This window comes from Pseudomonas sp. LBUM1661, from assembly GCF_059695925.1.
On record NZ_CP166794.1, the window covers coordinates 6417256 to 6443028 of the forward strand.

Here is a 25773-nt window from a genome sequence, read left to right on the forward strand (position 1 = left end):
TCGTGGGAGTCACCTTAGGAGTGTTGGGTGGGGGCATCAATCAAGCGCAGCGTTGGATCGTTACGGTTGGAGTAATGGTTGACGAGATGTGCATTGCCCGCGAAGAGGCCCTTCAGACTAGCCCTGCACTTACCAACAACCCTTCCAGCGCCAACAAATCCGGCACCTTCGCCACTTGATCCCCGACCTGCACCGCCGCCTGTTCCAGCGCACACAACGGCACATCGACATAGCTCAACTGACTGTCCAACTTGTACGAACGCGGAATGCCCTGCACCAGCAGCGCGATGAATTTCAGTTCGGGCCGCCCGCCCAAGGCATTGAGAATGACGATTCGCGCCCGCTCGCCGATGACGATTTTCTGGCCGCACGCCGATTCGAAACTCAGCAGCGGAATCTGCCGGTCGCGCCACGTCACCCGGCCCAAGTACCACGGCGGCGTATCCAGGTCGAAGGCGCCGGGCTGGTAGTCGATCAGCTCGGCAACGGCGACGTTGGGCAGGATCAGGTTGCGATCCGCCAAGGGCAGCAGCAGCCCGGTGAGGTTGCTGGTGCGGTGCTCAAGCATGGGATTTGCTCCACAGGGCGATGCTTTCGAGCAGCACCGATTCCTGGTACGGCTTGCCGAGGTAGTCGTTGACGCCGATGGCCATGGCGCGGTCGCGGTGTTTCTGCCCGGTGCGTGAGGTGATCATGATGATCGGCAGATGCTGCAAACGCTCGTCGGCGCGCACCTGGGTCGCGACTTCGAAGCCGTCCATGCGCGGCATTTCAATGTCCAGCAGCATCAGGTCCGGCGTGTGATCTTCGAGCAGCAGCATGGCGTCGACTCCGTCCTTGGCGGTCAGCACGTTCATGCCGTGGCGTTCCAGTAAACGGCTGGTGACCTTGCGCACGGTCACCGAATCATCCACCACCAACACCAGCAATGGTTTGTGCGGCTCGACCTCGACATCCTGGGTCGTCGTGCGCTGCGGTACATGCGCCTGCATGGCACGGATCGGCGCGAGCAGATCGAGAATCAGCACCACCCGGCCGTCACCAAGAATCGTCGCCCCGGACAAACCCTGCACCGCCGCAAATTGCGGGCCGAGGCTTTTGACCACGATCTCGCGGGTGCCGGCCATAGCGTCGACTTGCACGGCGATGTGGCGTTCATTGCACTGCACCAGCAACACCGGCAACGCCAGGTTCTGGCCCAGCAATTTCGGGCGGGTGCTGGTTTTCAGCAGTTCGCCGAGGTAGCACAGCTCATAGTGTTGCCCGGCGTATTTATAGGTCGGTGGATCGAGCCGGTAATGCCCTTCGAGTTCGTTGGGCAGCACGCGCACGATGCCGTCGATGGTGTTCAGCGGGATCGCGTATTGGTCCTCTGCGCACTGCACCATCAGGGCACGGTTGACCGACACGGTGAACGGTAGGCGGATGCGGAAATGCACGCCCTGCCCTGGCACCGAGTCGATGCTCATCGAGCCGCCGAGCTGCCGCACCTCTTCGTGCACCACGTCCATGCCGACACCACGCCCGGAGATCTGGGTGATTTTCTCGGCGGTGGAGAACCCCGGTTGCAGGATGAATTGCAGCACGTCGCGGTCGCTGATGTCGCTGTCCGGCGCCAGCAATCCGCGCTTGATCGCCTTGCGCCGTACCGCGTCCAGCGGCACGCCGGCACCGTCGTCGCGGATGTCGAAAATGATGTCGCCGCCCTCTCGCGACAAGTCGAGGGTGATCCGCCCTTGCGCCGGTTTACCCGCAGCCATACGCACCTCGGCCGATTCCAGCCCATGGTCCACGGCGTTGCGCAGCATGTGTTCCAACGGCGCGGCCATGCGTTCAAGAACGTTGCGGTCCATCTCGCCTTCGGCGTTGCCGACGATGAATTCGACGTCCTTGCCCAGCTCGCTGGAGACCTGACGCACAATGCGTTTCAGCCGAGGCAGCATCCGTTCGAACGGCACCATGCGCGTACGCATCAGGCCTTCCTGCAATTCAGTGTTGATACGGCCCTGCTGTTGCAGCAGGTTTTCCGCGTCCTGATTGCGTCGGTCGAGGGTTTCCTTGAGGTCGAGCAAGTCGGAGGCGGACTCGAACAGCGCGCGTGACAGCTGCTGCAACTGCGAGTGACGGTCCATTTCCAGCGGGTCGAATTCTTCGTAGCCCAGGCGTTCGGCGTCGACTTGCTGGCGGCTGAGAATCCGCCCCTGGGTTTCAGTATCGAGGCGGCGCAATTGATCGCGCATCCGCTCGATGGTGGTTTCCATCTCGCTCAGCGCCACCCGAGCATCGTTGACCTGTTGCTCGATGCGGCCACGGAAAATCGAGGTTTCGCCGGCCAGGTTGACCAGATCATCGAGCAGTTCCGCCGAGACCTTGACCATGTCGGCAGCGGCATCGGGTTGCGGCGCAAGCGTTTCGACTTTTACCGTTGCGACCAGCGGTTCCGCCGCCTCGGGCAGCGCCGGGTGGCTGAAATTCTGGATCGCGTCGATCAGTCGATCAGCCGGTGGCATGGGTTGACCGGCGCGGGCCGCGTCGAGCATCTGCGCCAGTCGGTCGTGACTGCTTTGCAACAGCGCGAACAGCGCAGCGGTCGGTTGCAGCACACCCGCCGACAAGCCTTCGTAGAGGAATTCCAGCTCGTGGGCGAGGTCGCCGATCGCGGCGATTTCGACCATCCGCGCGCCGCCCTTGAGGGTATGCAGATCGCGCAACAGGGTTTCCATTTCCTGACGATTCGACGGCTCGGCCTGCCAGCGCAGCAGCGCCGCGCCGGAGTTTTCGATGATGTCGAAACCTTCTTCGAGGAAGATCTCCAGCAGTTCCGGATCATGCCCCGGCGAATCCTCGACCCGTGCAGGTTCGAGCGTTTCAGCCGCGCTGGCATTGCCTTTGCGGAATTCTCGAATGGCTTCGATCAACTCACCCGGATCGCCCAAAGGCTGCTGGTCCTGCAACTGTTCGAGCAACGTTGCGAGCCGGTCATGGCTCTGTTGCAGCAGTTGCGCCAACGCCTCGCTGTGGCTGTAACGGCGGTCTACCAGACCTTCATAGAGGCTTTCCAATTCATGGGCCAGGTCGCCGACCGGCTCGACCTCCGCCATGCGCGCGCCGCCCTTGAGGGTGTGCAAATCTCGCTGCAACGACAACAACGGCGCGGCGTTGTCCGGGTCGTTCAGCCAACGCTGCAAAGCCTGGCCCGCACTTTCGAGAATATCCACGGCCTCTTCGAGGAAGATCGAAACGATTTCATCGTCCAGTTCGCGGTCTCTTTTGGGAGCGAGCCTGCTCGCGATGGGCTCATGGGCGCCGCGCTGATCCAATGAAAACGCGTCATCGTTGACGTCCATCGCGAGCAGGCTCGCGCCTACAGGGGGTAGGGTGTTTTCCAGTTCGGCGGTGGCGTCGCCCAAATCGCGAATACTCAGGGTGCGGCTGCCGTCGCTGCGGATCAGGCCCATGGCCGACGGATCGAGGCTGGTGTCGAGCAAGTCGCGCAAGGCCCGGATACGTTCCGGTTGCGGGCTGACTTCCTGGCCGGCGGCCAGTTCGTCGAGCATGTTGATCAGCGCTTCGTGGGCACTTTGTGCCTCATGGAAAAACGTCTCGCTGACCGCCAGGCTGCTTTCTTCCACCGCACCGTACAGGTCGAGCAAAGCTTCGCAGAGGTCATCCACCGGGTGCAGATCGGCCAGGTGCGCGCCTTCGCCGAGGGTGGTCAATTCGTCCAGCAGCGCACTGAGTTCCTGACGCTCGCCGGGGTGCTGCTGCCAGCGCTGCAACAGGCTTTCGGCGTCCAGCAGGATGTCCATGCCCTGGGCCAGAAAGTTGTTGATCAGTTGCGGATCGCGCTTGGTGCGCAGTGCGGTGTGCGGCGCGCTCATCAGGGCCTGCAGGCGCTCGGCCAACAACGCCTGGGTGCGTTCGATCAACGCGTGGGCACCGGGAATCTCGGCCAGCGGATCGGTCTTGAGTTGACGCAAGCCGAGCCGGAACAGGCCTTCGGCTTCGAGCAGCAGTTCCACTTCGTCCAGGTCCAGGGCAATCAGGTGCGCCTTGTACTCACGGGCCAGTTGATCGAGCGACGCCGCGAGCTCGGCAATCGGCAACACGCCGGCCATGTAGGCGCTGCCCTTCAAGGTATGCAACGCGCGCTGCAACTCGTCGCTGGCCTGCAACGGCACCTGCTCGGCGGCTTGATCGAGGAAGCGGTTGAGGCTGTTTAAATGGGTCTCGGCTTCCTTGCGGAAGATCTCCAGCAGCAGCGGATCGAGGGCCGCGACATCTTGTGTGTCCTCGTCGCTGGCCTGCTCATCGCCCTTGGCCAAGGCGTGTGCGCGGGCCGCCAATTGATCGACATCGTTGCGCTGGCGTTGGGCATTGGCGGCGAATTCGGCCACCAGTTCCGGCAACAGGTTCAGCGCATCAGCCACTAATTGCTGGACCGCAGCACCGGGGGCGACGCTGTGTTCGAGCACGCGATTGAGCAGGTTTTCCACGGTCCAGGCCAGTTCGCCGAGCACCAGGGCGCGGACCATCCGGCCGCTGCCCTTGAGCGTATGAAAGGCCCGGCGCAATTCACTCAGGGCCGATTCACTGTCGGGATTGGCCGCCCAGCGTGGCAGGTACTCCCGGAGGATCGCCAGGACTTCGTCGGTCTCTTCGAGGAAGACTTCCCGCAGCTCATCGTCCACGGGTTCTTCACCCGCCGGTGGCGGTAACAGGCTGCCCGGGGTGTTCCGCGCGGGGGGATTGACGGAGGGAACGGGACTGCCCAGCACCTCGGCCAGCGTCTGCACGACCTCGGGATCGTCGAGTGCCTGCTGCTCCTGCATGACCTGCGCTTCACTCGGGCTCAGCACGTCCTCAAGCACCGGCACGTTCTGTTCGCTGGGGAAAAAACCGAGCGAGGCGAGGCTTTTCTGCGCAACGTCGAGTAACTGTTCACCGGGCGCTTCGGGGTCGTCGCTGAGGCGTTCCAGGTAATACTCGATGCTGGTGACCACATCGGCCAGGCTGTCCAATTCCTGCCAGCCGGGCTGATCCGGTTCCAGCAGCAGATGCTCGCGGATGAAGTGGTTGCACGCCTCGATCAGGCTCGCCGCACGGCTCAACGGAATCATCGCCAGCGCCCCGCGCACCTGGGTCAGCAACGCCGGCAATGCCTGCAAGTGCTGTCGGTCCCAGTCGGCGTCGATGTAGTCGACGATCATGTCCTTGGCCTGTTGCAGACAGATGCGCACTTCGCGGATAACGATCTGGTGAATCTGCGTCAGGTCGGTGGTCGGCAGGCGACTTTCTTCCTGGCTTTCCGGCTCCACGGTGCCGACCATGCCGGCCAGGGTCGCTTCGACGTAGAGCAAGGCGCCGGCGACGTCCATGAGGATCGCATCGTTGGGTTCACGCTGGCCTTGGGCAAGGCTCAACACCACCGCCAATTGATCAATGATGACCTTGCGCGGCTGGCCGAAACCCAGCACCGCCAAGGTGTCAGCGATCTGCCGTAACGGCGCCAGCAGGCTTTCCAGGTCCGAGGTGTGCTGGCGGTCGCTGCGCACGAACAGGTCCAGGCGCTCTTTGACCCGCACCAATTCTTCACACAGCGCCGCCAACACCGAACGCATGGCATCGCGGTCGGGGCCCGCCAGCCGTGCGCGTTCTTCGTCGACCATTGCGCTGTCGGGCAGCGCGTCGTCCAGTCCGTAGCGATCTTTCATGGTCAGCATCTGCCCGGTGGGATGTTCGGCCTTGGCAATGTAAAACAGCAAACTCTTGAGCAACTCCGGCGGCGCCGGTTGATTGATGCCACGCATGCCCTGTTCGAGCAGGCGCTTGAGTTCTTTGTCGGCGTCCTTGAACAAGCTGCGCAGCGCCGGACTGTTGGCAATCGAACCACTGCGCATGCCTTCGACCAGCGCCGAGGCAACTTGCCACAACGGGCTCAGCGGCGCGTTGCCGCACAACCCTTCGAGGCGCGCGAAGACCTTGGCCAGGTAATCGAGAGTGGTCTCGTTATCCTGCTCACGCAGAAATCCGACCAGGGCCATTTGCAGCATCTGCCGCAACTTGCGCAGCACATTGGGCAGTTCCGCCGGTTCCAGCAGCGCCAACGATTCTTCGTCCAGCGCAGGCAGTTCCGGCAGTTGCGGGCTGAACAGGCTGGTTTCCGACAACAGGCTTTCGCCACGGGCGCTGCGCAAGTCGTTAATCAACGGTAGCACCACCAGCGGCAAGTCGCGGCGGGCGCCTTGCACCCGATCAAGGTAAATCGGCAGTTGCCCAAGGGCCTGCATCAACAGGTGGATCGCCTCGTCGCGATGGCTGACGCGGTTCTGCTGCAAGGCGGTGGCCAGTTGCTCCATCTCTTCGGCGAGCAGCGCCGCGCCGTAGAACTCGACCATCTGCAAACTGCCGTGAACCTGATGGATGCACGCCAGGCATTCACTCAGGGCATGCGTCGCCTGCGGGTCATCGAGCAAGGTTTCGATTGCCTGATGAGCCACTTTCAGTGTTTCGGCAATCTCGCCTTTGACCCACTCGAGGGCCACATAGTCGTGCCGATCACCCATAACCACTCCAGTCCCCACGCCAATCAAGAATCATACGCCCGCAGGCGTTCACGCTTTGTCCGCTGCCGTGGCCCTGGCGGCCGGCAAGGTGAAACCGGACACCGAACGCCGCAGCTGGCTGGCCATTTTCGCCAGGTTGCCGATGCTCTCGGCGGTGGCGGTCGAGCCCGACGACGTCTGCGAGGTGATCTGCTGGATCACGTTCATCGTCAGGGAAATCTGCCCGGCCGAAGACGTCTGTTGCTGCGCGGCATTGGAAATACTCTGGATCAGCGCCGCGAGGGTCTTCGATACCCCTTCGATTTCTTCCAGGGCCACTCCGGCATCCTGCGCCAGACGCGCGCCGCGCACCACTTCGGTGGTGGTCTGCTCCATGGAAATCACCGCTTCGTTGGTGTCGGTCTGAATCGCCCGCACCAGCGTTTCGATCTGCCGGGTCGCGGCGGACGAGCGCTCGGCCAGCCGCTGCACTTCGTCGGCGACTACCGCAAAACCGCGCCCGGCATCACCGGCCATCGAGGCCTGGATCGCCGCGTTAAGCGCGAGAATGTTGGTCTGATCGGCAATGTCATCGATCAGGCTGACAATGTCGCCGATTTCCTGAGAAGACTCACCCAGGCGCTTGATGCGTTTGGCCGTGTCTTGAATCTGCTCGCGAATATTGTCCATCCCGTGAATGGTGTTGTGCACCACCTCATTGCCTTTGTTGGCGATCTCCACGGAACGTTCGGCCACCGCCGAGGATTCCGCCGCGTTGGCGGACACCTGGTCGATGGACTGGGCCATGTCGTTGATCGCGGTGGAGGCTTCGGAAATCTGTTGTGCCTGATGCTCCGAGGCCTGGGCCAGGTGCATGGCGGTGGCCTGGGTTTCCTGCACAGCGGCGGCAACCTGGCCGGCGGTGAGGTTGATGGTCGCCACCAGATCGCGCAGTTGGTCCACGGAATAGTTGATCGAGTCGGCGATGGTCCCGGTGAAGTCTTCGGTCACCGAGGCGGTGACGGTCAGGTCGCCATCGGCCAGGTCTTCGATTTCGTCGAGAAGGCGCATGATCGCGTTCTGGTTGCGTTCGTTCTTCTCGGCGGTCTCGCGTAACTGGCGATTGGTTTCGCGCACCATCACCAGGCCAATCAGGATGATCGACATCAGCGCCGCCAGGCCGAGCACGTAGCCGCCAATGGTGTCGGTATTGCGCCCGCCGGCGAGGTTTTCGAAACCGGTGGCCAGGTGCGAGGCTTCGTCGAGCAGGGTTTGTGACAGGGTGAAAATGTTGCTCGCCGATTCGCGAACCTTGAACAGCTCCGGCGAGGTTTCGAGGATTTCATCCACGGACCCGGAGACGAATTCGAACAGCTCGGAAATCTCGATCAAGCGGGCGCGTGCATCGCGGTCTTCAACCTGGCTGACCTTCAGCGTCGTGTTGCCCTGCAGCATGCCGTTCAGCACCTGGCCGAAACGCGCGGCGTCGCGCCCAAAGGCGTCGGCGGCCTGTTGCGAGTTTTCGTCACCGGACAACACGGTGTTCACCGCGCCGAGAATCCGTTCCGCCAGCAGCGACTGGCGCTGGGCCATCGCCACCTGGGCCGCCGGTGCACCGCGTTGCAGGAGGATTTCGACGACTTTTTCGTACTCGACCTGCAACTGCGGCACGGTTTCGGCCAGGGTCGCGGCGACTTGATGCAAGGACAACACGGTCTGTTCGCTGGAGAGGATCGCGTCGGTGTTTTTCAGCAGGCGCTCCCAATCCAGCTGCACGGCGCGCATTTCCGGGCGCACGGTGGACGGTGCCGGCGGCAGGCCCGTGGACGGGTCGCCCTTCTTCAGATAACCCCAGCGCTGGGCAAAATCATTGCGCGCATCGCTCAGCAACTTGAACGCCGCCGCTTTGCCGGCAGCGGCTTCCGTGGCGTTCTTGGCAATGCGCTGGGATAGCACGCGCAGCTCACCGGCGTGGGCGATGTACTGTTTGTCGTACGTGGCCTGGGTGTTGAGGTAAGCGAAGTTGGCGAACAGCAGCATGATGAAGACGATCAGCGCGATGAACAGCACGATGATCTGCGAACGGCTGCGCGACCCTTCTGGCTTGCCTGTTTTTGCTTTTATCATCGGTCCTCGCCTAATACAGCTCAATCCTGTGGGAGCGGGCTTGCCCGCGATTCAGGCGCCGCGGAATTACAGTTGCACCGCGTTATCGTTCATCGCGGGCAAGCCCGCTCCCACAAGGGCCGCGATACGCCCGCTAAATGGCGACATGCATAAAGCTTTGTGATTGCACCAACGCAAACGGGCTGAACACTTGCCAGCTCTGCTCACGCTGGAACCGGCCTTTGATGAACGGTGCCATCGGGCCGCTCAGCGTCTCCATGGGTTCAAGACTGTCCTGGGCAAAGTGCTGGAGGCCGAAGACTTCATCGACCATCAGCCCGGCAAACACGTCTTCATGCTCAACCACCAACACCCGCCGCTGCTTGCGCACCGCCGACAGCTCATGACCAAAGAAACCGCACAGGTCCATGATCGGCAGCAGCCGCCCGCGCAGGTTGGCCACGCCCTTGACCCAGGGTTTGACCCCCGGCAGCTGGGTGAAACGCGGCTCATGCAACACTTCGCTGACTTCGCCCATGGGCGCGACGTACCAGTGTTCGCCCAAGCGAAAACCGATGCCGCTCCAGCTGTCCTGCCGGGTCGGCTGGGACGGCAAGTCCGCCGCCAGCAGACGACAGCGCTGGTCGATCTGCAGGAGCAGTTCGAAGGCGGTCAGCGACTCGGTCATGGCCGGACGATCAACCGGCCAGCACGTTGTTCAAGGTCTTGATCAGGGTTTCTTCGTCGACCGGTTTGGTCAGGTAGTCCTTGGCGCCCTGGCGCGTGCCCCAGACTTTGTCGGTTTCCTGATCCTTGGTGGTGATGATGATCACCGGGATGTGCCCGGTTTCCGGGTCTTTGGTCAACTGTCGGGTCGCCTGGAAGCCGTTGAGGCCGGGCATGACGATGTCCATCAGCACCGCGTCAGGTTTTTCCTGGCGGGCCAGGGCTACGCCGTCGGCGCCGTTTTCGGCTTTCAACACTTCATGACCGTGCTTTTCCAGCATGCCGGTCAGTTTGTACATTTCAGTCGGCGAATCATCGACGATCAGAATACGTGCCATGGTCTTCCCCATTCTTGTCGACGCCGGGCCCGCTGGCCGAGCGTCACTGTGCGTGTCCTACTGCGGCAAAACGGCGGCGAAGCCCGGTACATGGGCCTGGATCGCGTTCAGCAGTTCTTCCTTGCTGAAAGGCTTGGTCAAAAACTGGTCGGAGCCGACGATGCGCCCCTTGGCCTTGTCGAACAGCCCGTCCTTGGACGACAGCATAATCACTGGCGTGGACTTGAACGCACTGTTGTTCTTGATTAAAGCGCAGGTCTGATAGCCATCCAGACGCGGCATCATGATGTCGACAAAGATAATGCCGGGATGATGGTCGGCAATCTTCGCCAGCGCATCGAAACCATCGATGGCTGTGATGACTTCACACCCCACATTCTTCAACAGCGTTTCGGCGGTGCGGCGAATCGTCTTCGAATCGTCGATCACCATGACCTTCAAGGCGCTGGAATGCTGTTCCATAAATGCTCTACCGTCGCCTTTGCGAAACAATTTGTCCGTTTGCCGGTTAACGGCGGCTCGAAACCCTTGATACTCAAGGGCCAGTACAACTTGGCAGTCTTTTTAGCACAGTCTCCATGTCCAATCTATCGGGGGACCTTCGAGGTGGTTTTTCCTTGACCGGGAACACACTCAGCGCCACTCTGACGCCACTTTTTGATAGCTATTTAGCCACCCCAATTTCGAGGAAAAACCCATGAGCGTTCGCGTCGGGATTGTCATGGATCCTATTGCCAGCATTTCCTATAAAAAGGATAGCTCGCTGGCCATGCTGCTGGCCGCTCAGAAGCGCGGCTGGGAACTGTTCTATATGGAACAGCGCGATTTGTACCAGGGCGAAGGTGAAGCCCGGGCGCGGATGCGTCCGCTGAAAGTGTTCGCCAACCCGGAAAAATGGTTCGAACTGGAAGCTGAAACCGACGCGTTGCTGAGCGATCTGGACGTGATCCTGATGCGCAAGGATCCGCCGTTCGACATGGAGTTCGTTTACTCCACGTACCTGCTGGAACAAGCCGAGCGCGCCGGCGTGCTGGTGGTCAACAAGCCGCAAAGCCTGCGTGACTGCAACGAAAAACTGTTCGCCACGCTGTTCCCGCAGTGCACCCCGCCGACCGTGGTCAGCCGCCGCGCCGACGTGCTGCGCGAGTTCGCCGCCAAGCACGGCGACGTGATCCTCAAGCCGCTGGACGGCATGGGCGGCACCTCGATCTTCCGTCACCGCGCGGGCGATCCAAACCTGTCGGTGATTCTCGAAACCCTGACCGCGCTCGGCGCGCAACAGATCATGGGCCAGGCCTACCTGCCGGCGATCAAGGATGGCGACAAACGCATCCTGATGATCGACGGCGAGCCGGTGGATTACTGCCTGGCGCGGATTCCGGCGGCCGGCGAAACCCGTGGCAACCTCGCCGCCGGTGGCCGTGGCGAAGCGCGCCCGCTGACCGAAAAGGATCGCTGGATCGCCGCACAAGTCGGCCCGACCCTGCGTGAAAAGGGCCTGCTGTTTGTCGGCCTCGATGTGATCGGCGAACACCTGACCGAAATCAACGTCACCAGCCCGACCTGCATTCGCGAGATTGATAACGCGTTCGGCACCGATATTGGCGGGATGCTGATGGATGCCATCGATCAGAAGCTCAAGGCTCGTTGATAAGCCAAACCAACATTGCGTTATCATGCGCGGCCTGTGAAAACGCGATGTTGGTTTCCTTGTTATGACCCTGCCGTCCGATCTGCCCGCTGAACTCGCCCATCGTGGCGTGCGCCCGGCCGATCGCCTCGGTTTTACCCTGTTTCTCGCGGCGCTGATTCACTTGGCCTTGCTGTTGGGCGTCGGCTTTACCATGGTCGAACCCAAGCAGATCAGCAGGACCCTGGAAATCACCCTCGCCACGTTCAAAAGTGAAAAGAAGCCTGAAAAAGCCGATTTCCTCGCTCAGGAAAATCAGCAAGGCAGCGGCACCCTGGATAAAAAGGCGATTCCCAAGACCACCGAGGTCGCGCCCTTCCAGGACAACAAGGTGCAGAAAGTCACGCCACCGCCGGCCGCCAAGCCTGAAGTGCAGGAAGCCGCGCCCAAGGCTGCCGTGACGACTGTCGCACCGAAGCCGAAAAAAGCCACCGCTAAAACCGAAGAGCCCAAGCCCGTCAACAAACCTGCCGTGGCGGCGCCGACCTTCGACGCCGAACAGCTGTCCAGCGACATCGCCAGCCTGGAAGCGGAACTGGCCAGCGAACAACAGCTGTACGCCAAACGCCCGCGCATCCACCGTCTGAGCGCGGCGTCGACCATGCGCGACAAGGGCGCCTGGTACAAAGACGAATGGCGCAAGAAGGTCGAGCGCATCGGCAACCTCAATTACCCCGAAGAAGCGCGGCGCAAACAGATCTACGGCAATTTGCGCCTGATGGTCTCGATCAACCGCGATGGCTCGCTGTATGAAGTGCTGGTGCTGGAGTCTTCCGGGCAACCGCTGCTGGATCAGGCGGCGCAGCGGATCGTCAGGCTGGCGGCACCGTTTTCGCCGTTTACCGGGGACTTGTCGGACATCGACCGGCTGGAAATCATCCGCACCTGGAAGTTTGCGCGCGGGGACAGACTCTCCAGTAACTGACACCCCAAAAATCCCTGTGGGAGCGGGCTTGCCCGCGATAGCGGTGTGTCAGACACCAGAATTTTTGAATGTACCGCCGCCATCGCGGGCAAGCCCGCTCCCACAGGGGTCCAGTTGTTTGCGGGTATTTACGGCATTTCCTGTGCATCCCCAGCTTGTCAGTTCGCCCCTCCAACGCCACACTAGCGCTCATGAAGAACGTCAGCCCCAGCTACCTCAAGCATCACTTCCTGATCGCCATGCCGCACATGGTCGACCCGAACTTTGCGCACACCTTGACCTACATCGTCGAGCACACGGCCAATGGTGCCATGGGGCTCGTGGTCAACCGTCCGCAGGACCTGAACCTGGCCGATATTCTCGAGCAACTGCGCCCCGATATCGAACCGCCGATGCTCTGCCAGCATGTGCCGATCTTTACTGGCGGCCCGGTGCAGACCGATCGCGGGTTTGTCCTGCATCCCTCGGGCACGAGCTTTCAGGCGACCGTTGATCTGGAAGGCGAGTTGTCCCTGTCGACCTCCCAGGACGTGCTCTTTGCCATCGCCGACGGCGTCGGCCCAGCCAAAAGCCTGATCGCCCTCGGCTATGCCGGTTGGGAACCCGGGCAGCTTGAAGCCGAACTGACCCAGAACGCCTGGCTGACCTGCCCGTTCGACGCCGACATCCTGTTCAACACCAGCAGCGAATTGCGCCTCGAAGCGGCGGCCAAGCACCTGGGCGTCAACCTCAGCCTGCTCACCAGCCAGGCGGGGCACGCCTGATGGCCCTGCGGTTGATCCTGGGTTTCGACTACGGCACCAAACAGATCGGCGTTGCGGTCGGCCAGGTCATTACCGGCCAGGCCCGCGAGCTGTGCACCTTGAAGGCACAAAACGGCATTCCCGACTGGAACCAGGTCGAAGCCCTGATTAAAGAGTGGAAACCCGACGCCGTGGTGGTCGGCTTGCCGTTGAACATGGACGGCACACCGAGCGACATGTGCCTGCGCGCGGAAAAATTCGCCCGCCGCCTGAACGGCCGCTACAACCTGCCCTTCTATACCCACGACGAACGCCTCACCACCTTCGAAGCCAAGGGCGAGCGGCGTGATCGTGGCGGCCAGAAAGGCAGTTACCGCGACAACCCGGTCGACGCCATCGCGGCCGCCCTGCTCCTGCAAGGCTGGCTCGACGAAAACACCGCACTGTTTGAATCCTGAAGAGCCGTCACGGCGTCTCTCTTAGCTACAACCCGAGCCAAACCCCGCAGCCTGACTCAAAGGCAGGGCTCGGGCCCAAGAAGGAGCAACCATGAGCCTGCCCAATCCCGCCGAACTGATCAGCCAGATGGCGATCCGTCTCAAGGCACACCTGGAACACCGTGGCATCAGCGAACCGCGCTACATCGGTATCCGTACCGGCGGCGTCTGGGTCGCCCAGGCCTTGCTCGATGAACTGGGTAGCAATTCGCCCCTGGGCACCCTGGACGTGTCCTTCTACCGCGACGACTTCAGCCAGAACGGCCTGCACCCGCAAGTGCGCCCTTCGGCCCTGCCGTTCGAGATCGAAGGCCAGCACCTGGTGCTGATCGACGACGTGCTGATGAGCGGCCGGACCATCCGCGCCGCCCTCAACGAACTCTTCGACTACGGCCGCCCGGCCAGCGTAACGCTGGTGTGCCTGCTGGACCTCGACGCCGGTGAACTGCCGATCCGTCCGAACGTGGTGGGCGCGACCCTGTCACTGGCGGCCCACGAGCGCGTCAAGCTCTCCGGCCCGGAGCTCAAGCTCGAACTGCAAGACCTCGCCCTTTAATTCGCCCTATTGAGAGTCCCCCTCGCGATGACGCCTCTAGAAACCAAGCGCCCGCTGCAGCTCAATGATCAGGGCCAGCTGCGCCACTTCCTCTCGCTCGACGGTTTGCGCCGCGAGCTGCTGACGGAAATCCTCGACACCGCCGACTCGTTCCTAGAAGTCGGCGCCCGGGCGGTGAAGAAGGTCCCGTTGCTGCGCGGCAAGACCGTGTGCAACGTGTTCTTCGAGAATTCCACCCGCACCCGCACCACCTTCGAACTGGCGGCCCAGCGCCTGTCAGCCGACGTGATCACCCTGAACGTGTCGACCTCGTCGGCGAGCAAGGGCGAAACCCTGCTCGACACCCTGCGCAACCTCGAAGCCATGGCCGCGGACATGTTCGTCGTGCGCCACGGTGATTCCGGCGCGGCGCACTTCATCGCCGAGCATGTGTGCCCGCAAGTGGCGATCATCAACGGCGGCGACGGCCGTCACGCGCACCCGACCCAAGGCATGCTCGACATGCTGACGATTCGACGGCACAAGGGCGGCTTCGAAAATCTCTCGGTGGCCATCGTCGGCGACATCCTGCACTCGCGGGTCGCGCGCTCGAACATGCTGGCGTTGAAAACCCTCGGTTGCCCGGACATCCGCGTGATCGCGCCGAAAACCCTGCTGCCGATCGGCATCGAGCAATACGGCGTGAAGGTCTACACCGACATGGCCGAAGGCCTGAAAGACGTCGACGTGGTGATCATGCTGCGCCTGCAGCGTGAACGCATGACCGGCGGCCTGCTGCCGAGCGAAGGTGAGTTCTACCGCTTGTTCGGCCTGACCACCGCGCGCCTGGCCGGGGCCAAGCCGGATTGCATCGTCATGCACCCGGGGCCGATCAACCGTGGCGTGGAGATTGAGTCGGCGGTGGCCGACGGCCCGCACTCGGTGATCCTCAATCAGGTCACCTATGGCATCGCGATTCGTATGGCCGTGCTGTCCATGGCCATGAGCGGGCAGACTGCGCAACGTCAATTCGAGCAGGAGAACGCCCAGTGAAGCTCAGCATTCTCGGCGCACGCGTTATCGATCCAACCTCCGGTCTGGATAAAGTCACCGACATCCATATTGAAGCCTGCAAGATCATCGCCCTGGGCGCCGCCCCGGCCGGTTTTGTCGCCGTCGATACTATCGACGCCAAAGGCCTGGTGGCCGCGCCTGGACTGGTCGACTTGAACGTCGCCCTGCGCGAACCGGGCTACAGCCGCAAAGGCTCGATCGCCAGCGAAACCCGCGCCGCCGCCGCTGGCGGTGTCACCAGCCTGTGCTGCCCGCCGAAAACCAAACCGGTGTTGGACACCTCGGCCGTGGCCGAACTGATCCTCGACCGCGCGCGTGAAGCCGGCAACACCAAAGTCTTCCCGATAGGCGCCCTGAGCAAAGGCCTGGACGGCGAACAGCTGGCCGAACTGGTCGCCTTGCGCGATGCCGGCTGCGTGGCCTTCGGCAACGGCCTGGAAAGCTTCCGCAACACCCGCACGCTGTGCCGGGCGCTGGAATATGCGGCGACGTTCGACCTGACGGTGATTTTCAATTCTCAGGACCATGACCTGGCCGAAGGTGGCCTGGCCCACGAAGGCCCGACCGCCAGCTTCCTCGGCTTGCCGGGTATTCCAGAAACTGCTGAAACCGTGGCCCTGGCCCGGGACCTGTTGCTGGTCGAGCAAAGTGGCGTGCGCGCGCACTTCAGCCAACTCACTAGCGCGCGTGGCGTGGCCCTGATCGCTCAAGCCCAGGCGCGTGGACTGCCGGTGACCGCCGATGTGGCGTTGTATCAGCTGATCCTGACCGACGAAGCGCTGATCGACTTCAGCAGCCTTTATCACGTCCAGCCGCCGCTGCGCACCCGCGCCGACCGCGATGGCCTGCGTGCAGCGGTGAAGTCGGGTGTGGTCTCGGCCATTTCCAGCCATCACCAACCCCACGAGCGGGACGCCAAACTGGCGCCGTTCGGTGCCACCGAGCCAGGCATCAGCAGCGTTGAACTGCTGCTGCCACTGGCGATGACACTGGTGGAAGACGGTTTACTGGACCTGCCAACGCTGCTGGCGCGTCTCAGCGCCGGACCTGCCGAGGCATTGCGCCTGCCGGCGGGCAAGTTGGCGGTGGGGGGTGCGGCGGATATCGTGCTGTTCGACCCTGCGACTTCGACCGTGGCCGGTGAAACCTGGCTGTCCAAGGGCGAAAACTGCCCGTTCATTGGGCATAGCCTGCCGGGTGTGGTGCGTTACACGCTGGTGGATGGGCGGATCAGCCACGAGGCTTAAGACCGAGTTGCCCCAATCGCTAGCAGGGCTAGCTCCCACAGGGGATTTGTGTCGTTCACAGATCCTGTGTGGGAGCTAGCCTGCTAGCGACGGCTTACTGGAAGGCGCCTCTGTTCTGCGCATTGCGAATCGATACCTGGTCATTCAACGTCCAGAAGTCATACAGCACCCCGATAAAGAACAACCCGCCCGTGACCAGGTACAGCAACCCGCTGATCCATTTCCCCTGATACATCCGGTGTACGCCGAACACCCCTAGAAACGTCAGCAGAACCCACGCAACGTTGTATTCGATAGGGCCGGCGGTAAATCGCAGGTCGGCCTCGCGGTCCATGGCCGGGATCAGAAACAGGTCGATCAGCCATCCGATGCCCATCAAGCCAAATGTGAAGAACCAGATCGTCCCGGTCACCGGCTTGCCGTAATAGAAACGATGGGCCCCGGTAAAACCGAGAATCCACAGCAGGTAACCAATCACTTTACTGTGCGTATCTTGGTGCGAAACAGGGTGTTGATAGGTGTTCATGAAGGACCTCGATTCACACGATAGATAAATATTCTTGAATTCTTTGTGACTTTTTTACAGGTGGCCGACGTATGGCATCTGCTACCTTGTGTCCCGTCAAAGCCTTATACCACCTGACTTCTGTCCGACAATTGCGTCAATTTTCCGCTTATTTGGTTCCGTTGCCCGAAAGTTGAATCGACCAACGGCCTCGGATGGGCCAAAAAAGCTGTTATAAAGTTGCGCGCTAACTTATATGAGCCTTGCCTAATGCGTCCATTTTTCAAGACATGGCTAACCATTTGCCTTTTGATGCCACTGGCCGCCCACGCCACCAATCGTGAGCAACGTCTTCCAAACGTTAATGGTTACACCCCAAAATCCCATGTATCTGTTCCTTCGAGCAAATACAAATCAACCGTAAAACGCTCCACTCGACTGAGCAGCGTGAACAACGCCAGCAGCAAGCTTGTTCCGCCGATGGCGAGCAAGGAAAGCAGCAACGTGTTGAGCCGTGCCGTGAATGTCCTCGGCACGCCCTACCGTTGGGGCGGCAGCAGCCCAAGCAAAGGCTTCGATTGCAGCGGCCTGGTGAAATACGCGTTCAATGACGCCACGTTCGACCTGCCACGCACGTCCAACGCAATGGCCAGCGGCCATGGCACGAAAGTCGATCGTAACGACCTGAAGCCGGGCGACCTGATTTTCTTCAACATCAAGAGCCGTCGGGTCAATCACGTTGCTATTTACCTGGGCAACGACCGCTTCATCCACGCACCGCGTCGTGGCAAGTCGGTGACCATCGACACCCTGAAGAAACCGTACTGGGAAAGCCACTACGTGGTTGCCAAGCGGGTTCTGCCGAAAGAGCAGAATGCTATTCAGGTTGTTCAGCGCTGAATCGAGCACCCGGGGTTGACCCGGGAATTGCTTTGGATATGAAGGCCTCTTCGCGGGCAAGCCTCGCTCCTACAGGAATTATGCGGTCCCTGTAGGAGTGAGGCTTGCCCGCGAAGGTGTCATTGAAGGCAACACAAATCCCCCTCAGAAATTATCCGGCGAGCGCGCCTTCTCCCGCGCATGGTCCCGGCTGATCAAGCCCTTGGTCACCAGCTCCTTCAAGCACATGTCCAGCGTCTGCATCCCCAAATTACCGCCGGTCTGAATCGACGAGTACATCTGCGCCACCTTGTCTTCGCGGATCAGGTTACGGATCGCTGAAGTGCCGAGCATGATTTCGTGCGCCGCGATCCGCCCACCGCCGACCTTCTTCACCAACGCCTGGGACACCACCGCCAGCAGTGACTCGGAAAGCATCGAGCGCACCATCGACTTCTCATCCCCCGGAAATACATCCACCACCCGGTCGATGGTTTTCGCCGCCGACGTGGTGTGAAGCGTGCCAAACACCAAATGGCCGGTCTCGGCAGCGGTCAACGCCAGGCGAATGGTCTCCAGGTCGCGCATTTCACCCACGAGAATCACGTCCGGGTCTTCCCGCAGCGCCGAGCGCAGGGCCGTGGCGAAGCTGCGGGTATCGCGGTGGACTTCGCGCTGGTTGATCAGGCATTTACGCGATTCGTGGACGAACTCGATCGGGTCTTCGATGGTGAGGATGTGGTGATGACGATGGTTGTTCAGGTGATCGATCATCGCTGCCAGGGTGGTGGATTTGCCGGACCCGGTCGGGCCCGTGACCAACACCAGCCCACGGGGCGATTCGGTAATCTTGCGAAACACTTCGCCCATGCCCAGGTCGTCCAGGCTCAGGACCTTGGACGGAATGGTGCGGAACACCGCCCCCGCGCCGCGATTCTGGTTGAATGCATTAACCCGAAAACGCGCGATACCGGGTACTTCGAAGGAAAAATCAGTTTCCAGGTGCTTCTCGAACTCCACCCGCTGGGTGTCGTTCATGATGTCGTAGATCAGCGCCTGCACCTGCTTGTGCTCCAGCGCCGGCAAATTGATGCGCCGCACATCGCCGTCCACCCGAATCATCGGGGGCAGGCCGGCGGACAGGTGCAAGTCGGACGCGCCCTGTTTAGCGCTGAAAGCCAGCAGCTCAGTGATATCCATAGCGTTCCTCAATTCCAGTAGAATGCCGCGAACCTTCAGACCGCTGGCGCCTCTTGATGTCCACGATAGCAGACAACATTGCACAGGTTAGTTCGCGCATACATGCCGCAACACTCGCCGCCCACCGCGACGAACACAGCGTCCAGTTGCTCGCCGTGAGCAAGACCAAGCCCGCCGAGGCCTTGCGTGAAGCCTACGCCGCCGGGCTCCGCGACTTTGGCGAGAACTATCTGCAGGAGGCCTTGGGCAAACAGCTCGAATTGGCCGACCTGCCCTTGATCTGGCACTTCATCGGCCCCATTCAATCGAACAAGACTCGCGCTATCGCCGAGCATTTCGCCTGGGTGCATTCCGTGGACCGCTTGAAAATCGCACAACGCCTGTCCGAACAACGTCCCGCCGATTTGCCGCCCTTGAACATTTGCATCCAGGTCAATGTCAGCGGTGAAGCCAGCAAATCCGGCTGCACCCCGGCCGATCTGCCGGCCCTGGCCAGCGCCATCAGCGAATTGCCGCGCATCAAGCTGCGCGGGTTGATGGCGATCCCTGAGCCGACTGACGATCGCGCCGCCCAGGATGCCGCTTTTGCTGCTGTACAAAGCCTGCAAGCCAGCCTGAACCTGCCGCTCGACACACTTTCCATGGGCATGAGCCACGACCTCGAGTCGGCCATCGCCCAAGGCGCCACTTGGGTCCGTATCGGTACGGCCCTGTTTGGCGCCCGCGACTACGGCCAGCCATAAACCATGGCTGACTTACCTCTCTATAAGGACCTGACATGAGCAAGACTCGTATTGCCTTTATCGGTGCCGGCAACATGGCCGCCAGCCTGATCGGTGGCCTGCGCGCCAAAGGTCTGGAAGCGGCGCACATCCGCGCCAGCGATCCAGGCGCTGAAACCCGCGCCAAAGTGAACGCAGAACATGGCATCGACGTATTCGCCGACAACGCCGAGGCCATCCAAGGCGCCGACGTGATCGTACTGGCGGTCAAACCCCAGGCGATGAAAGCCGTGTGCGAAGCGATTCGCCCGAGCCTCAAGCCGAATCAACTGGTGGTGTCGATTGCTGCCGGTATCACCTGCGCCAGCATGAACAACTGGCTCGGCGCCCAGCCGATCGTGCGTTGCATGCCCAACACCCCGGCGCTGCTGCGACAGGGCGTCAGCGGCTTGTACGCCACGGCCGAAGTGAACGCCGAGCAACGCCAGCAGGCGCAGGAGCTGTTGTCTGCCGTCGGCATCGCGCTGTGGCTGGACGAAGAGCAGCAACTGGACGCGGTCACCGCCGTGTCCGGCTCAGGCCCTGCGTATTTCTTCCTGCTGATCGAAGCCATGACCGCCGCGGGCGTGAAGCTTGGGCTGCCGGCGGACGTCGCCGCACAATTGACCCTGCAAACCGCGTTGGGCGCCGCGCACATGGCGGTCGCCAGTGACGTCGATGCCGCCGAATTGCGTCGTCGCGTGACATCGCCTGCGGGCACCACGGAAGCTGCAATCAAGTCCTTCCAGGCCGGGGGCTTCGAAGCCCTGGTAGAAACAGCACTCGGCGCCGCTGCTCACCGCTCGGCCGAGATGGCTGAGCAACTTGGTCGCTAATCAGCTCTTACAAAGGAATCAATGATGCTCGGACTCAATGACGCTGCCATTTTCATCATTAAAACCCTAGGCAGCCTGTACCTGCTGATCGTGCTGATGCGCTTCATCCTGCAACTGGTCAGGGCGAACTTCTACAACCCGCTCTGCCAGTTCATTGTCAAAGCCACGCAACCGCTGCTCAAGCCTCTGCGCCGGGTGATCCCGAGCATGTTCGGGCTGGACATGTCATCGCTGGTGCTGGCGCTGATCATTCAGATGCTGTTGATAGCGGTCATCCTGCTGCTCAAAGGCTTCATGGTCGACTGGCTGTTCCTGTTGCCGTGGGCCCTGATCGCGCTCTTCTCGCTGTTTTTGAATATTATTTTCTGGGCGATGATCATCAGCGTGATTCTGTCCTGGGTCGCTCCGGGCAGCCACAATCCGGGCGCCGAACTGGTCGCACAGATTACTGAACCGGTGCTCGCGCCGTTCCGCCGGATCATTCCGAACCTGGGTGGCCTCGATATCTCGCCGATCTTCGCGTTTATCGTGATCCAGCTGCTGCAAAGCTGGCTGATCCCACGCCTGGCGTACTTCGCCCTCATGCCCAACGGCTTGCTCGGGCTGATCTGACCCGGTGAGCTACTTTCGCTGGGACGGTGATGACCTGATTCTGGAATGTCACCTGCAACCGGCCGCCCGCAGCGATGATTTCTGCGGGCTGCACGGTGATCGCCTGAAGATCCGCCTGACCGCGCCGCCGGTTGAAGGCAAGGCCAATGCCTACCTGATGGCGTTCCTGGCCAAGGCGTTTGGGGTTTCCAAGAGTCAGGTGAGTTTGATCAGCGGCGAGCTGAATCGGCAGAAGCGGGTGCGGATCTGTTCGCCGAAGAAGCTGCCGGATTTGCCCGATCTGGTGCGTCCGGCAGACTGACCGCGTTATCGTTCTTCGCGGGCAAGCCTCGCTCCTACAGGTTATGGGTTAAACGCAACATCGCGCACCACCACAAATCTGTAGGAGCGAGGCTTGCCCGCGAATGCCGCGCCTCGGTCTACCTGAATAAAATCAGGCCCGGCCTTTGCTTGCCGCTTGCCACACTGGTCTTTAGACTTACGCCTCATTTCAACGAGAGCAGGGTCGATGCCAACTGCCTTTCCCCCCGATTCTGTTGGTCTGGTGACGCCGCAAGTGGCGCACTTCAGCGAACCCCTGGCTCTGGCCTGCGGCCGTTCGCTCCCAGCGTATGACCTGATTTACGAAACCTACGGCACGCTGAACGCCACGGCGAGCAACGCCGTGCTGATCTGCCACGCCTTGTCCGGTCACCACCACGCGGCCGGCTTCCACAGCCCCGACGACCGCAAACCCGGCTGGTGGGACAGCTGCATCGGCCCCGGCAAGCCCATCGACACCAGCAAGTTCTTCGTGGTCAGCCTGAACAACCTCGGCGGTTGCAACGGCTCCACCGGCCCGAGCAGCATCAACCCGGAAACCGGCAAGCCCTTCGGTGCCGACTTCCCGGTGCTGACCGTGGAAGACTGGGTACACAGCCAGGCGCGCCTGGCGGACCTGCTCGGCATCGGCCAATGGGCTGCGGTCATCGGCGGTAGCCTCGGCGGCATGCAGGCGATGCAGTGGAGCATCACCTACCCGGAACGCATTCGTCATTGCCTGGCCATCGCCTCGGCCCCCAAATTGTCGGCGCAGAACATCGCCTTCAACGAAGTGGCGCGCCAGGCGATCCTCACCGACCCCGAGTTCCACGGCGGTTCGTTCCAGGAAGCCGGGGTGATCCCCAAGCGCGGGCTGATGCTGGCGCGGATGGTCGGGCACATCACGTACCTGTCCGACGACTCCATGGGCGAAAAATTCGGTCGTGGCCTCAAAAGCGAAAAGCTCAATTACGACTTCCACAGCGTCGAGTTCCAGGTTGAAAGCTACCTGCGTTATCAGGGCGAAGAGTTCTCCGGGCGTTTCGACGCCAACACCTACCTGCTGATGACCAAGGCGCTGGACTACTTCGACCCGGCAGCGAACTTCGACGATGACCTGGCGAAAACCTTCGCCGGCGCCACGGCCAAGTTCTGCGTGATGTCCTTCACCACCGACTGGCGCTTCTCCCCTGCCCGCTCGCGGGAACTGGTGGACGCGCTGATGGCGGCCAAGAAAGATGTCTGCTACCTGGAGATCGACGCTCCGCAAGGCCACGACGCCTTCCTGATTCCGATCCCGCGCTACTTGCAGGCTTTTCGCAACTACATGAACCGAATTACGCTTATATGAGCCGTTATCACTTGGGGAGAAAGCCATGAGAGCTGATCTGGAAATCATCCAGGAATGGATCCCCGCCGGCAGCCGCGTGCTCGACCTCGGCTGCGGTGACGGCGAGTTGCTGACCTGGCTGCGTGACAACAAGCAAGTCACCGGCTACGGCCTGGAAAACGACCCGGACAACATCGCCGAGTGCGTGGCCAAGGGCATCAACGTCATCGAGCAGGACCTGGACAAGGGCCTGGGCAACTTTGCCAGCAACAGCTTTGACGTCGTAGTCATGACCCAGGCGCTGCAAGCCGTGCATTACCCGGACAAGATCCTCGACGAGATGCTGCGCGTCGGCCGCCAGTGCATCATCACCTTCCCCAATTTCGGTCACTGGCGCTGCCGCTGGTACCTGGCGAGCAAGGGCCGGATGCCGGTTTCCGATTTCCTGCCCTACACGTGGTACAACACGCCGAACATCCACTTCTGCACCTTCGCGGACTTTGAAGCGTTGTGCCGCGAACGTGAAGCCAAGGTCATTGATCGGCTTGCCGTGGATCAACAGCACCGCCACGGGTGGGCCAGTAAGCTATGGCCTAATCTATTAGGTGAAATCGGCATTTACCGCGTCAGCAGCCCCGGGCTGCAAGACCACAAGGTCGCGGTTTGAACAGCGACACTTCGAGGAGAACGAACATGGGTCGTCTAGCGCTGTTTTTACTTACTGCCTGCCTGAGCGTCACCGCCATGGCCGCCGACGTCATCAAGGGCGAACGCAAGGAAACCTTTGGCGACGTGACGGTGCATTACAACACCTTCAACTCCACCTTCCTGACACCCGACATCGCCAAAGCGGCCGGGCTGACACGCAGCAAGAACCAGGGTGTGATCAACGTCTCCGTGCTCAAGGATGGCAAGCCTCAGACCGCGGAAATCAACGGCACGGTCAAAGACCTCACCAGCCAAAGCGTCTCGTTGAAATTCAAACAGATCACCGAACAGGGCGCTGTCTACTACATCGCGCAATACCCGGTCGATCAGCAGGAAACCCGGACCTTCCAGATCAACGTGAAGAACGGCGATAAAACCAACACCATCAATTTCAACCAAGAGCTCTTCCCCGGCGAATGATCAATTTCACGCAACTCGTACTGGCCAGCCACAACGCCGGCAAACTCAAGGAACTCCAGGCCATGCTCGGCGAATCGGTGCAACTGCGCTCGATCGGCGAGTTCAGCAGTGTCGAGCCTGAAGAAACCGGCCTGTCGTTCGTCGAAAACGCCATCCTCAAGGCCCGCAATGCCGCGCGCATTTCCGGCCTGCCGGCACTGGCCGACGATTCGGGCCTGGCGGTGGATTTCCTTGGCGGTGCGCCGGGCATCTACTCGGCCCGCTACGCCGACGGCAAGGGTGACGCGGCGAACAACGCCAAGCTGCTCGACGTGTTGAAAGACGTGCCGGAAGCCGAGCGCGGCGCGCAGTTCGTTTGTGTATTGGCACTGGTGCGTCACGCCGATGATCCGTTGCCGATCCTCTGCGAAGGCCTGTGGCACGGGCGCATCCTGACCCAGGCCAGCGGCGAACACGGTTTTGGCTATGACCCGCTGTTCTGGGTGCCGGAGCGCGATTGCTCCAGCGCCGAATTAAGCCCGAGTGACAAAAACCTCATCAGCCACCGCGCCCGTGCAATGGATCTGCTGCGCCAGCGTCTGGGCTTGAAATGACCCATGAATCGTCCGCGTCGCCACTGATTTTCGGTGGCGCCGCACAATCGCCTCGGGCCGCCCTGCCTGTGCTGCCGCCCCTGGCGTTGTACATCCACATCCCGTGGTGCGTGCGCAAATGCCCTTATTGCGACTTCAACTCCCACACCGCCAGCCCTGTGCTGCCGGAAGAAGAGTATGTAGACGCGCTGCTCGCCGATCTCGATCAAGACCTGCACGCCGTCTATGGTCGTGAATTGAGCTCGATCTTCTTTGGTGGCGGCACGCCGAGCCTGTTCAGCGCCGAGGCGTTGGGCCGCTTGCTCAAGGGCGTCGAGCAACGCATCCCGTTTGCCAGCGACATCGAAATCACCCTGGAAGCCAATCCGGGGACGTTCGAGCAGGAGAAATTCGTCGCTTACCGCAAGCTGGGCATCAATCGCCTGTCGATCGGCATCCAGAGCTTTCAGGAAGAGAAACTCAAGGCCCTCGGCCGAATCCACAACGGTGACGAAGCGGTGCGTGCGGCCGGCATGGCCCGACAGGCCGGGTTCGACAACTTCAACCTCGACCTAATGCACGGTTTGCCCGATCAGTCCCTGGACGACGCCTTGAGCGACCTGCGCCAGGCCATCGCCCTGAAGCCGACGCACTTGTCCTGGTATCAGCTGACCCTGGAACCGAACACGGTGTTCTGGAACCAGCCGCCGACGCTGCCGGAAGACGACATGCTGTGGGACATTCAGGAAGCCGGTCAGGCGCTGCTGGCCGAACACGGTTACGTGCAATACGAAGTCTCGGCCTACGCCCAGCCCGGTCGCCCGGCGCGGCATAACCTCAATTACTGGAGTTTCGGCGACTTCATCGGCATCGGCGCCGGCGCCCACGGCAAGCTCAGTCACCCGGACGGGCGCATCGTACGCACCTGGAAGACGCGACTGCCGAAGGATTACCTCAACCCGGCCAAAAGCTTCAAGGCCGGCGAGAAAGCCCTGACCAACGAAGAGATGCCGTTCGAGTTCCTGATGAACGCCTTGCGCCTGACTGAAGGCGTCGAATCGCGCCTGTACCCGGAGCGTACCGGGCTGAGCCTGGAAAGCCTTGCCGAAGGCCGCCTCGAAGCCGAACAAAGTGGCTTGTTGCAGGTCGAACCGTCACGTCTGGTGGCCACCGAGCGCGGACAACTCTTTCTCAACGATTTGCTGCAGACATTTCTGAGCTGAT

25 protein-coding genes are annotated in these 25773 nt (G+C 61.4%); 17 read left to right on the forward strand and 8 right to left on the reverse strand.

Translation table 11 applies throughout. The annotated features are described in order from the left end of the window. Nucleotides 1-112: 112 nt before the first annotated feature. The 6 genes from ACA057_RS29505 to pilG all read right to left on the reverse strand — a co-directional run bounded on the left by ACA057_RS29505 (nt 113) and on the right by pilG (nt 10177). On the reverse strand, nt 113-568 hold the full coding sequence (locus ACA057_RS29505; RefSeq protein ID WP_497344421.1) for a chemotaxis protein CheW: 456 nt from the start codon (nt 566-568) through the stop codon (nt 113-115). Next, complete coding sequence (locus ACA057_RS29510) at nt 561-6566, reverse strand: Hpt domain-containing protein (protein ID WP_497344423.1); 6006 nt, start codon at nt 6564-6566, stop codon at nt 561-563. Before ACA057_RS29510 ends, ACA057_RS29505 begins: the two co-directional genes overlap by 8 nt. Before the next feature lie 48 nt (nt 6567-6614). After that, nucleotides 6615-8672 (reverse strand): methyl-accepting chemotaxis protein, encoded by a 2058-nt coding sequence (locus ACA057_RS29515; RefSeq protein ID WP_497344425.1) that lies wholly within the window; start codon nt 8670-8672, stop codon nt 6615-6617. A 133-nt stretch (nt 8673-8805) separates the two neighbouring features. Next, nucleotides 8806-9339, reverse strand: a complete 534-nt coding sequence (locus ACA057_RS29520) for a chemotaxis protein CheW (RefSeq protein ID WP_497344427.1) — start codon at nt 9337-9339, stop codon at nt 8806-8808. Between the two features lie 10 nt (nt 9340-9349). Further along, nucleotides 9350-9715, reverse strand: coding sequence for a twitching motility response regulator PilH (pilH, locus tag ACA057_RS29525; RefSeq protein WP_008068134.1), 366 nt, complete (start codon nt 9713-9715; stop codon nt 9350-9352). Between the two features lie 57 nt (nt 9716-9772). After that, nucleotides 9773-10177: a twitching motility response regulator PilG gene (gene pilG, locus ACA057_RS29530; protein ID WP_150711282.1), complete on the reverse strand. Its 405-nt coding sequence runs from the start codon at nt 10175-10177 to the stop codon at nt 9773-9775. Between the two features lie 235 nt (nt 10178-10412). Between pilG and gshB the strand changes: the two genes are divergently transcribed. The 7 genes from gshB (at nt 10413) to ACA057_RS29565 (ending at nt 16426) form a co-directional block, all read left to right on the forward strand. Next, complete coding sequence (gene gshB / locus ACA057_RS29535) at nt 10413-11366, forward strand: glutathione synthase (RefSeq protein ID WP_497344429.1); 954 nt, start codon at nt 10413-10415, stop codon at nt 11364-11366. A gap of 64 nt (nt 11367-11430) precedes the next feature. After that, the gene (locus tag ACA057_RS29540) at nt 11431-12330 is read left to right on the forward strand and encodes a TonB family protein (RefSeq protein ID WP_497344431.1); all 900 of its coding nucleotides are present in this window, start codon (nt 11431-11433) and stop codon (nt 12328-12330) included. Between the two features lie 191 nt (nt 12331-12521). Continuing rightward, nucleotides 12522-13094: a YqgE/AlgH family protein gene (locus ACA057_RS29545; RefSeq protein ID WP_497344433.1), complete on the forward strand. Its 573-nt coding sequence runs from the start codon at nt 12522-12524 to the stop codon at nt 13092-13094. After that, on the forward strand, nt 13094-13531 hold the full coding sequence (gene ruvX / locus ACA057_RS29550) for a Holliday junction resolvase RuvX (protein ID WP_005792259.1): 438 nt from the start codon (nt 13094-13096) through the stop codon (nt 13529-13531). Before ACA057_RS29545 ends, ruvX begins: the two co-directional genes overlap by 1 nt. A gap of 91 nt (nt 13532-13622) precedes the next feature. Continuing rightward, nucleotides 13623-14126 carry a bifunctional pyr operon transcriptional regulator/uracil phosphoribosyltransferase PyrR gene (gene pyrR / locus ACA057_RS29555; RefSeq protein WP_497344435.1) on the forward strand — a complete coding sequence of 168 codons (504 nt, stop codon included), beginning with the start codon at nt 13623-13625 and terminating at the stop codon, nt 14124-14126. Nucleotides 14127-14153: 27 nt separating this feature from the next. Beyond that, nucleotides 14154-15158, forward strand: coding sequence for an aspartate carbamoyltransferase catalytic subunit (locus ACA057_RS29560; RefSeq protein WP_053163287.1), 1005 nt, complete (start codon nt 14154-14156; stop codon nt 15156-15158). Continuing rightward, nucleotides 15155-16426 (forward strand): dihydroorotase, encoded by a 1272-nt coding sequence (locus tag ACA057_RS29565; RefSeq protein WP_497344438.1) that lies wholly within the window; start codon nt 15155-15157, stop codon nt 16424-16426. Before ACA057_RS29560 ends, ACA057_RS29565 begins: the two co-directional genes overlap by 4 nt. A 94-nt stretch (nt 16427-16520) precedes the next feature. Here the strand turns inward: ACA057_RS29565 and ACA057_RS29570 are convergent, their stop codons facing one another. Further along, nucleotides 16521-16952, reverse strand: coding sequence for an NINE protein (locus ACA057_RS29570; RefSeq protein ID WP_497344440.1), 432 nt, complete (start codon nt 16950-16952; stop codon nt 16521-16523). Nucleotides 16953-17201: 249 nt separating this feature from the next. Here ACA057_RS29570 and ACA057_RS29575 point away from each other — a divergent pair, with 249 nt between their 5' ends. Further along, entirely contained in the window at nt 17202-17831 is a 630-nt protein-coding gene (locus ACA057_RS29575; protein WP_497344442.1) for a C40 family peptidase, read from the forward strand. Nucleotides 17832-17975: 144 nt separating this feature from the next. On the opposite strand, the gene ACA057_RS29580 is transcribed toward ACA057_RS29575, so the two are convergent. Next, on the reverse strand, nt 17976-19010 hold the full coding sequence (locus ACA057_RS29580) for a type IV pilus twitching motility protein PilT (protein WP_401354164.1): 1035 nt from the start codon (nt 19008-19010) through the stop codon (nt 17976-17978). A gap of 56 nt (nt 19011-19066) precedes the next feature. On the opposite strand from ACA057_RS29580, the gene ACA057_RS29585 reads away from it, so the two are divergent. From ACA057_RS29585 to hemW, 9 genes are all read left to right on the forward strand, one after another. Further along, on the forward strand, nt 19067-19753 hold the full coding sequence (locus tag ACA057_RS29585) for a YggS family pyridoxal phosphate-dependent enzyme (RefSeq protein ID WP_497344444.1): 687 nt from the start codon (nt 19067-19069) through the stop codon (nt 19751-19753). A gap of 35 nt (nt 19754-19788) precedes the next feature. Continuing rightward, entirely contained in the window at nt 19789-20607 is an 819-nt protein-coding gene (gene proC, locus ACA057_RS29590; protein ID WP_497344446.1) for a pyrroline-5-carboxylate reductase, read from the forward strand. A 24-nt stretch (nt 20608-20631) separates the two neighbouring features. Next, on the forward strand, nt 20632-21219 hold the full coding sequence (locus tag ACA057_RS29595) for a YggT family protein (RefSeq protein WP_497344448.1): 588 nt from the start codon (nt 20632-20634) through the stop codon (nt 21217-21219). A 4-nt stretch (nt 21220-21223) separates the two neighbouring features. After that, on the forward strand, nt 21224-21520 hold the full coding sequence (locus ACA057_RS29600; RefSeq protein WP_497344450.1) for a DUF167 domain-containing protein: 297 nt from the start codon (nt 21224-21226) through the stop codon (nt 21518-21520). Between the two features lie 207 nt (nt 21521-21727). After that, on the forward strand, nt 21728-22870 hold the full coding sequence (gene metX, locus ACA057_RS29605; RefSeq protein WP_497344452.1) for a homoserine O-succinyltransferase MetX: 1143 nt from the start codon (nt 21728-21730) through the stop codon (nt 22868-22870). Nucleotides 22871-22895: 25 nt separating this feature from the next. Further along, the gene (gene metW / locus ACA057_RS29610) at nt 22896-23516 is read left to right on the forward strand and encodes a methionine biosynthesis protein MetW (RefSeq protein ID WP_401354180.1); all 621 of its coding nucleotides are present in this window, start codon (nt 22896-22898) and stop codon (nt 23514-23516) included. A 26-nt stretch (nt 23517-23542) separates the two neighbouring features. After that, on the forward strand, nt 23543-23977 hold the full coding sequence (locus ACA057_RS29615) for a DUF4426 domain-containing protein (RefSeq protein WP_497344454.1): 435 nt from the start codon (nt 23543-23545) through the stop codon (nt 23975-23977). Then, on the forward strand, nt 23974-24570 hold the full coding sequence (gene rdgB / locus ACA057_RS29620) for an RdgB/HAM1 family non-canonical purine NTP pyrophosphatase (protein WP_497344456.1): 597 nt from the start codon (nt 23974-23976) through the stop codon (nt 24568-24570). Before ACA057_RS29615 ends, rdgB begins: the two co-directional genes overlap by 4 nt. Continuing rightward, nucleotides 24567-25772 (forward strand): radical SAM family heme chaperone HemW, encoded by a 1206-nt coding sequence (gene hemW, locus ACA057_RS29625; protein WP_497344458.1) that lies wholly within the window; start codon nt 24567-24569, stop codon nt 25770-25772. Before rdgB ends, hemW begins: the two co-directional genes overlap by 4 nt. Nucleotide 25773: the final 1 nt, after the last annotated feature.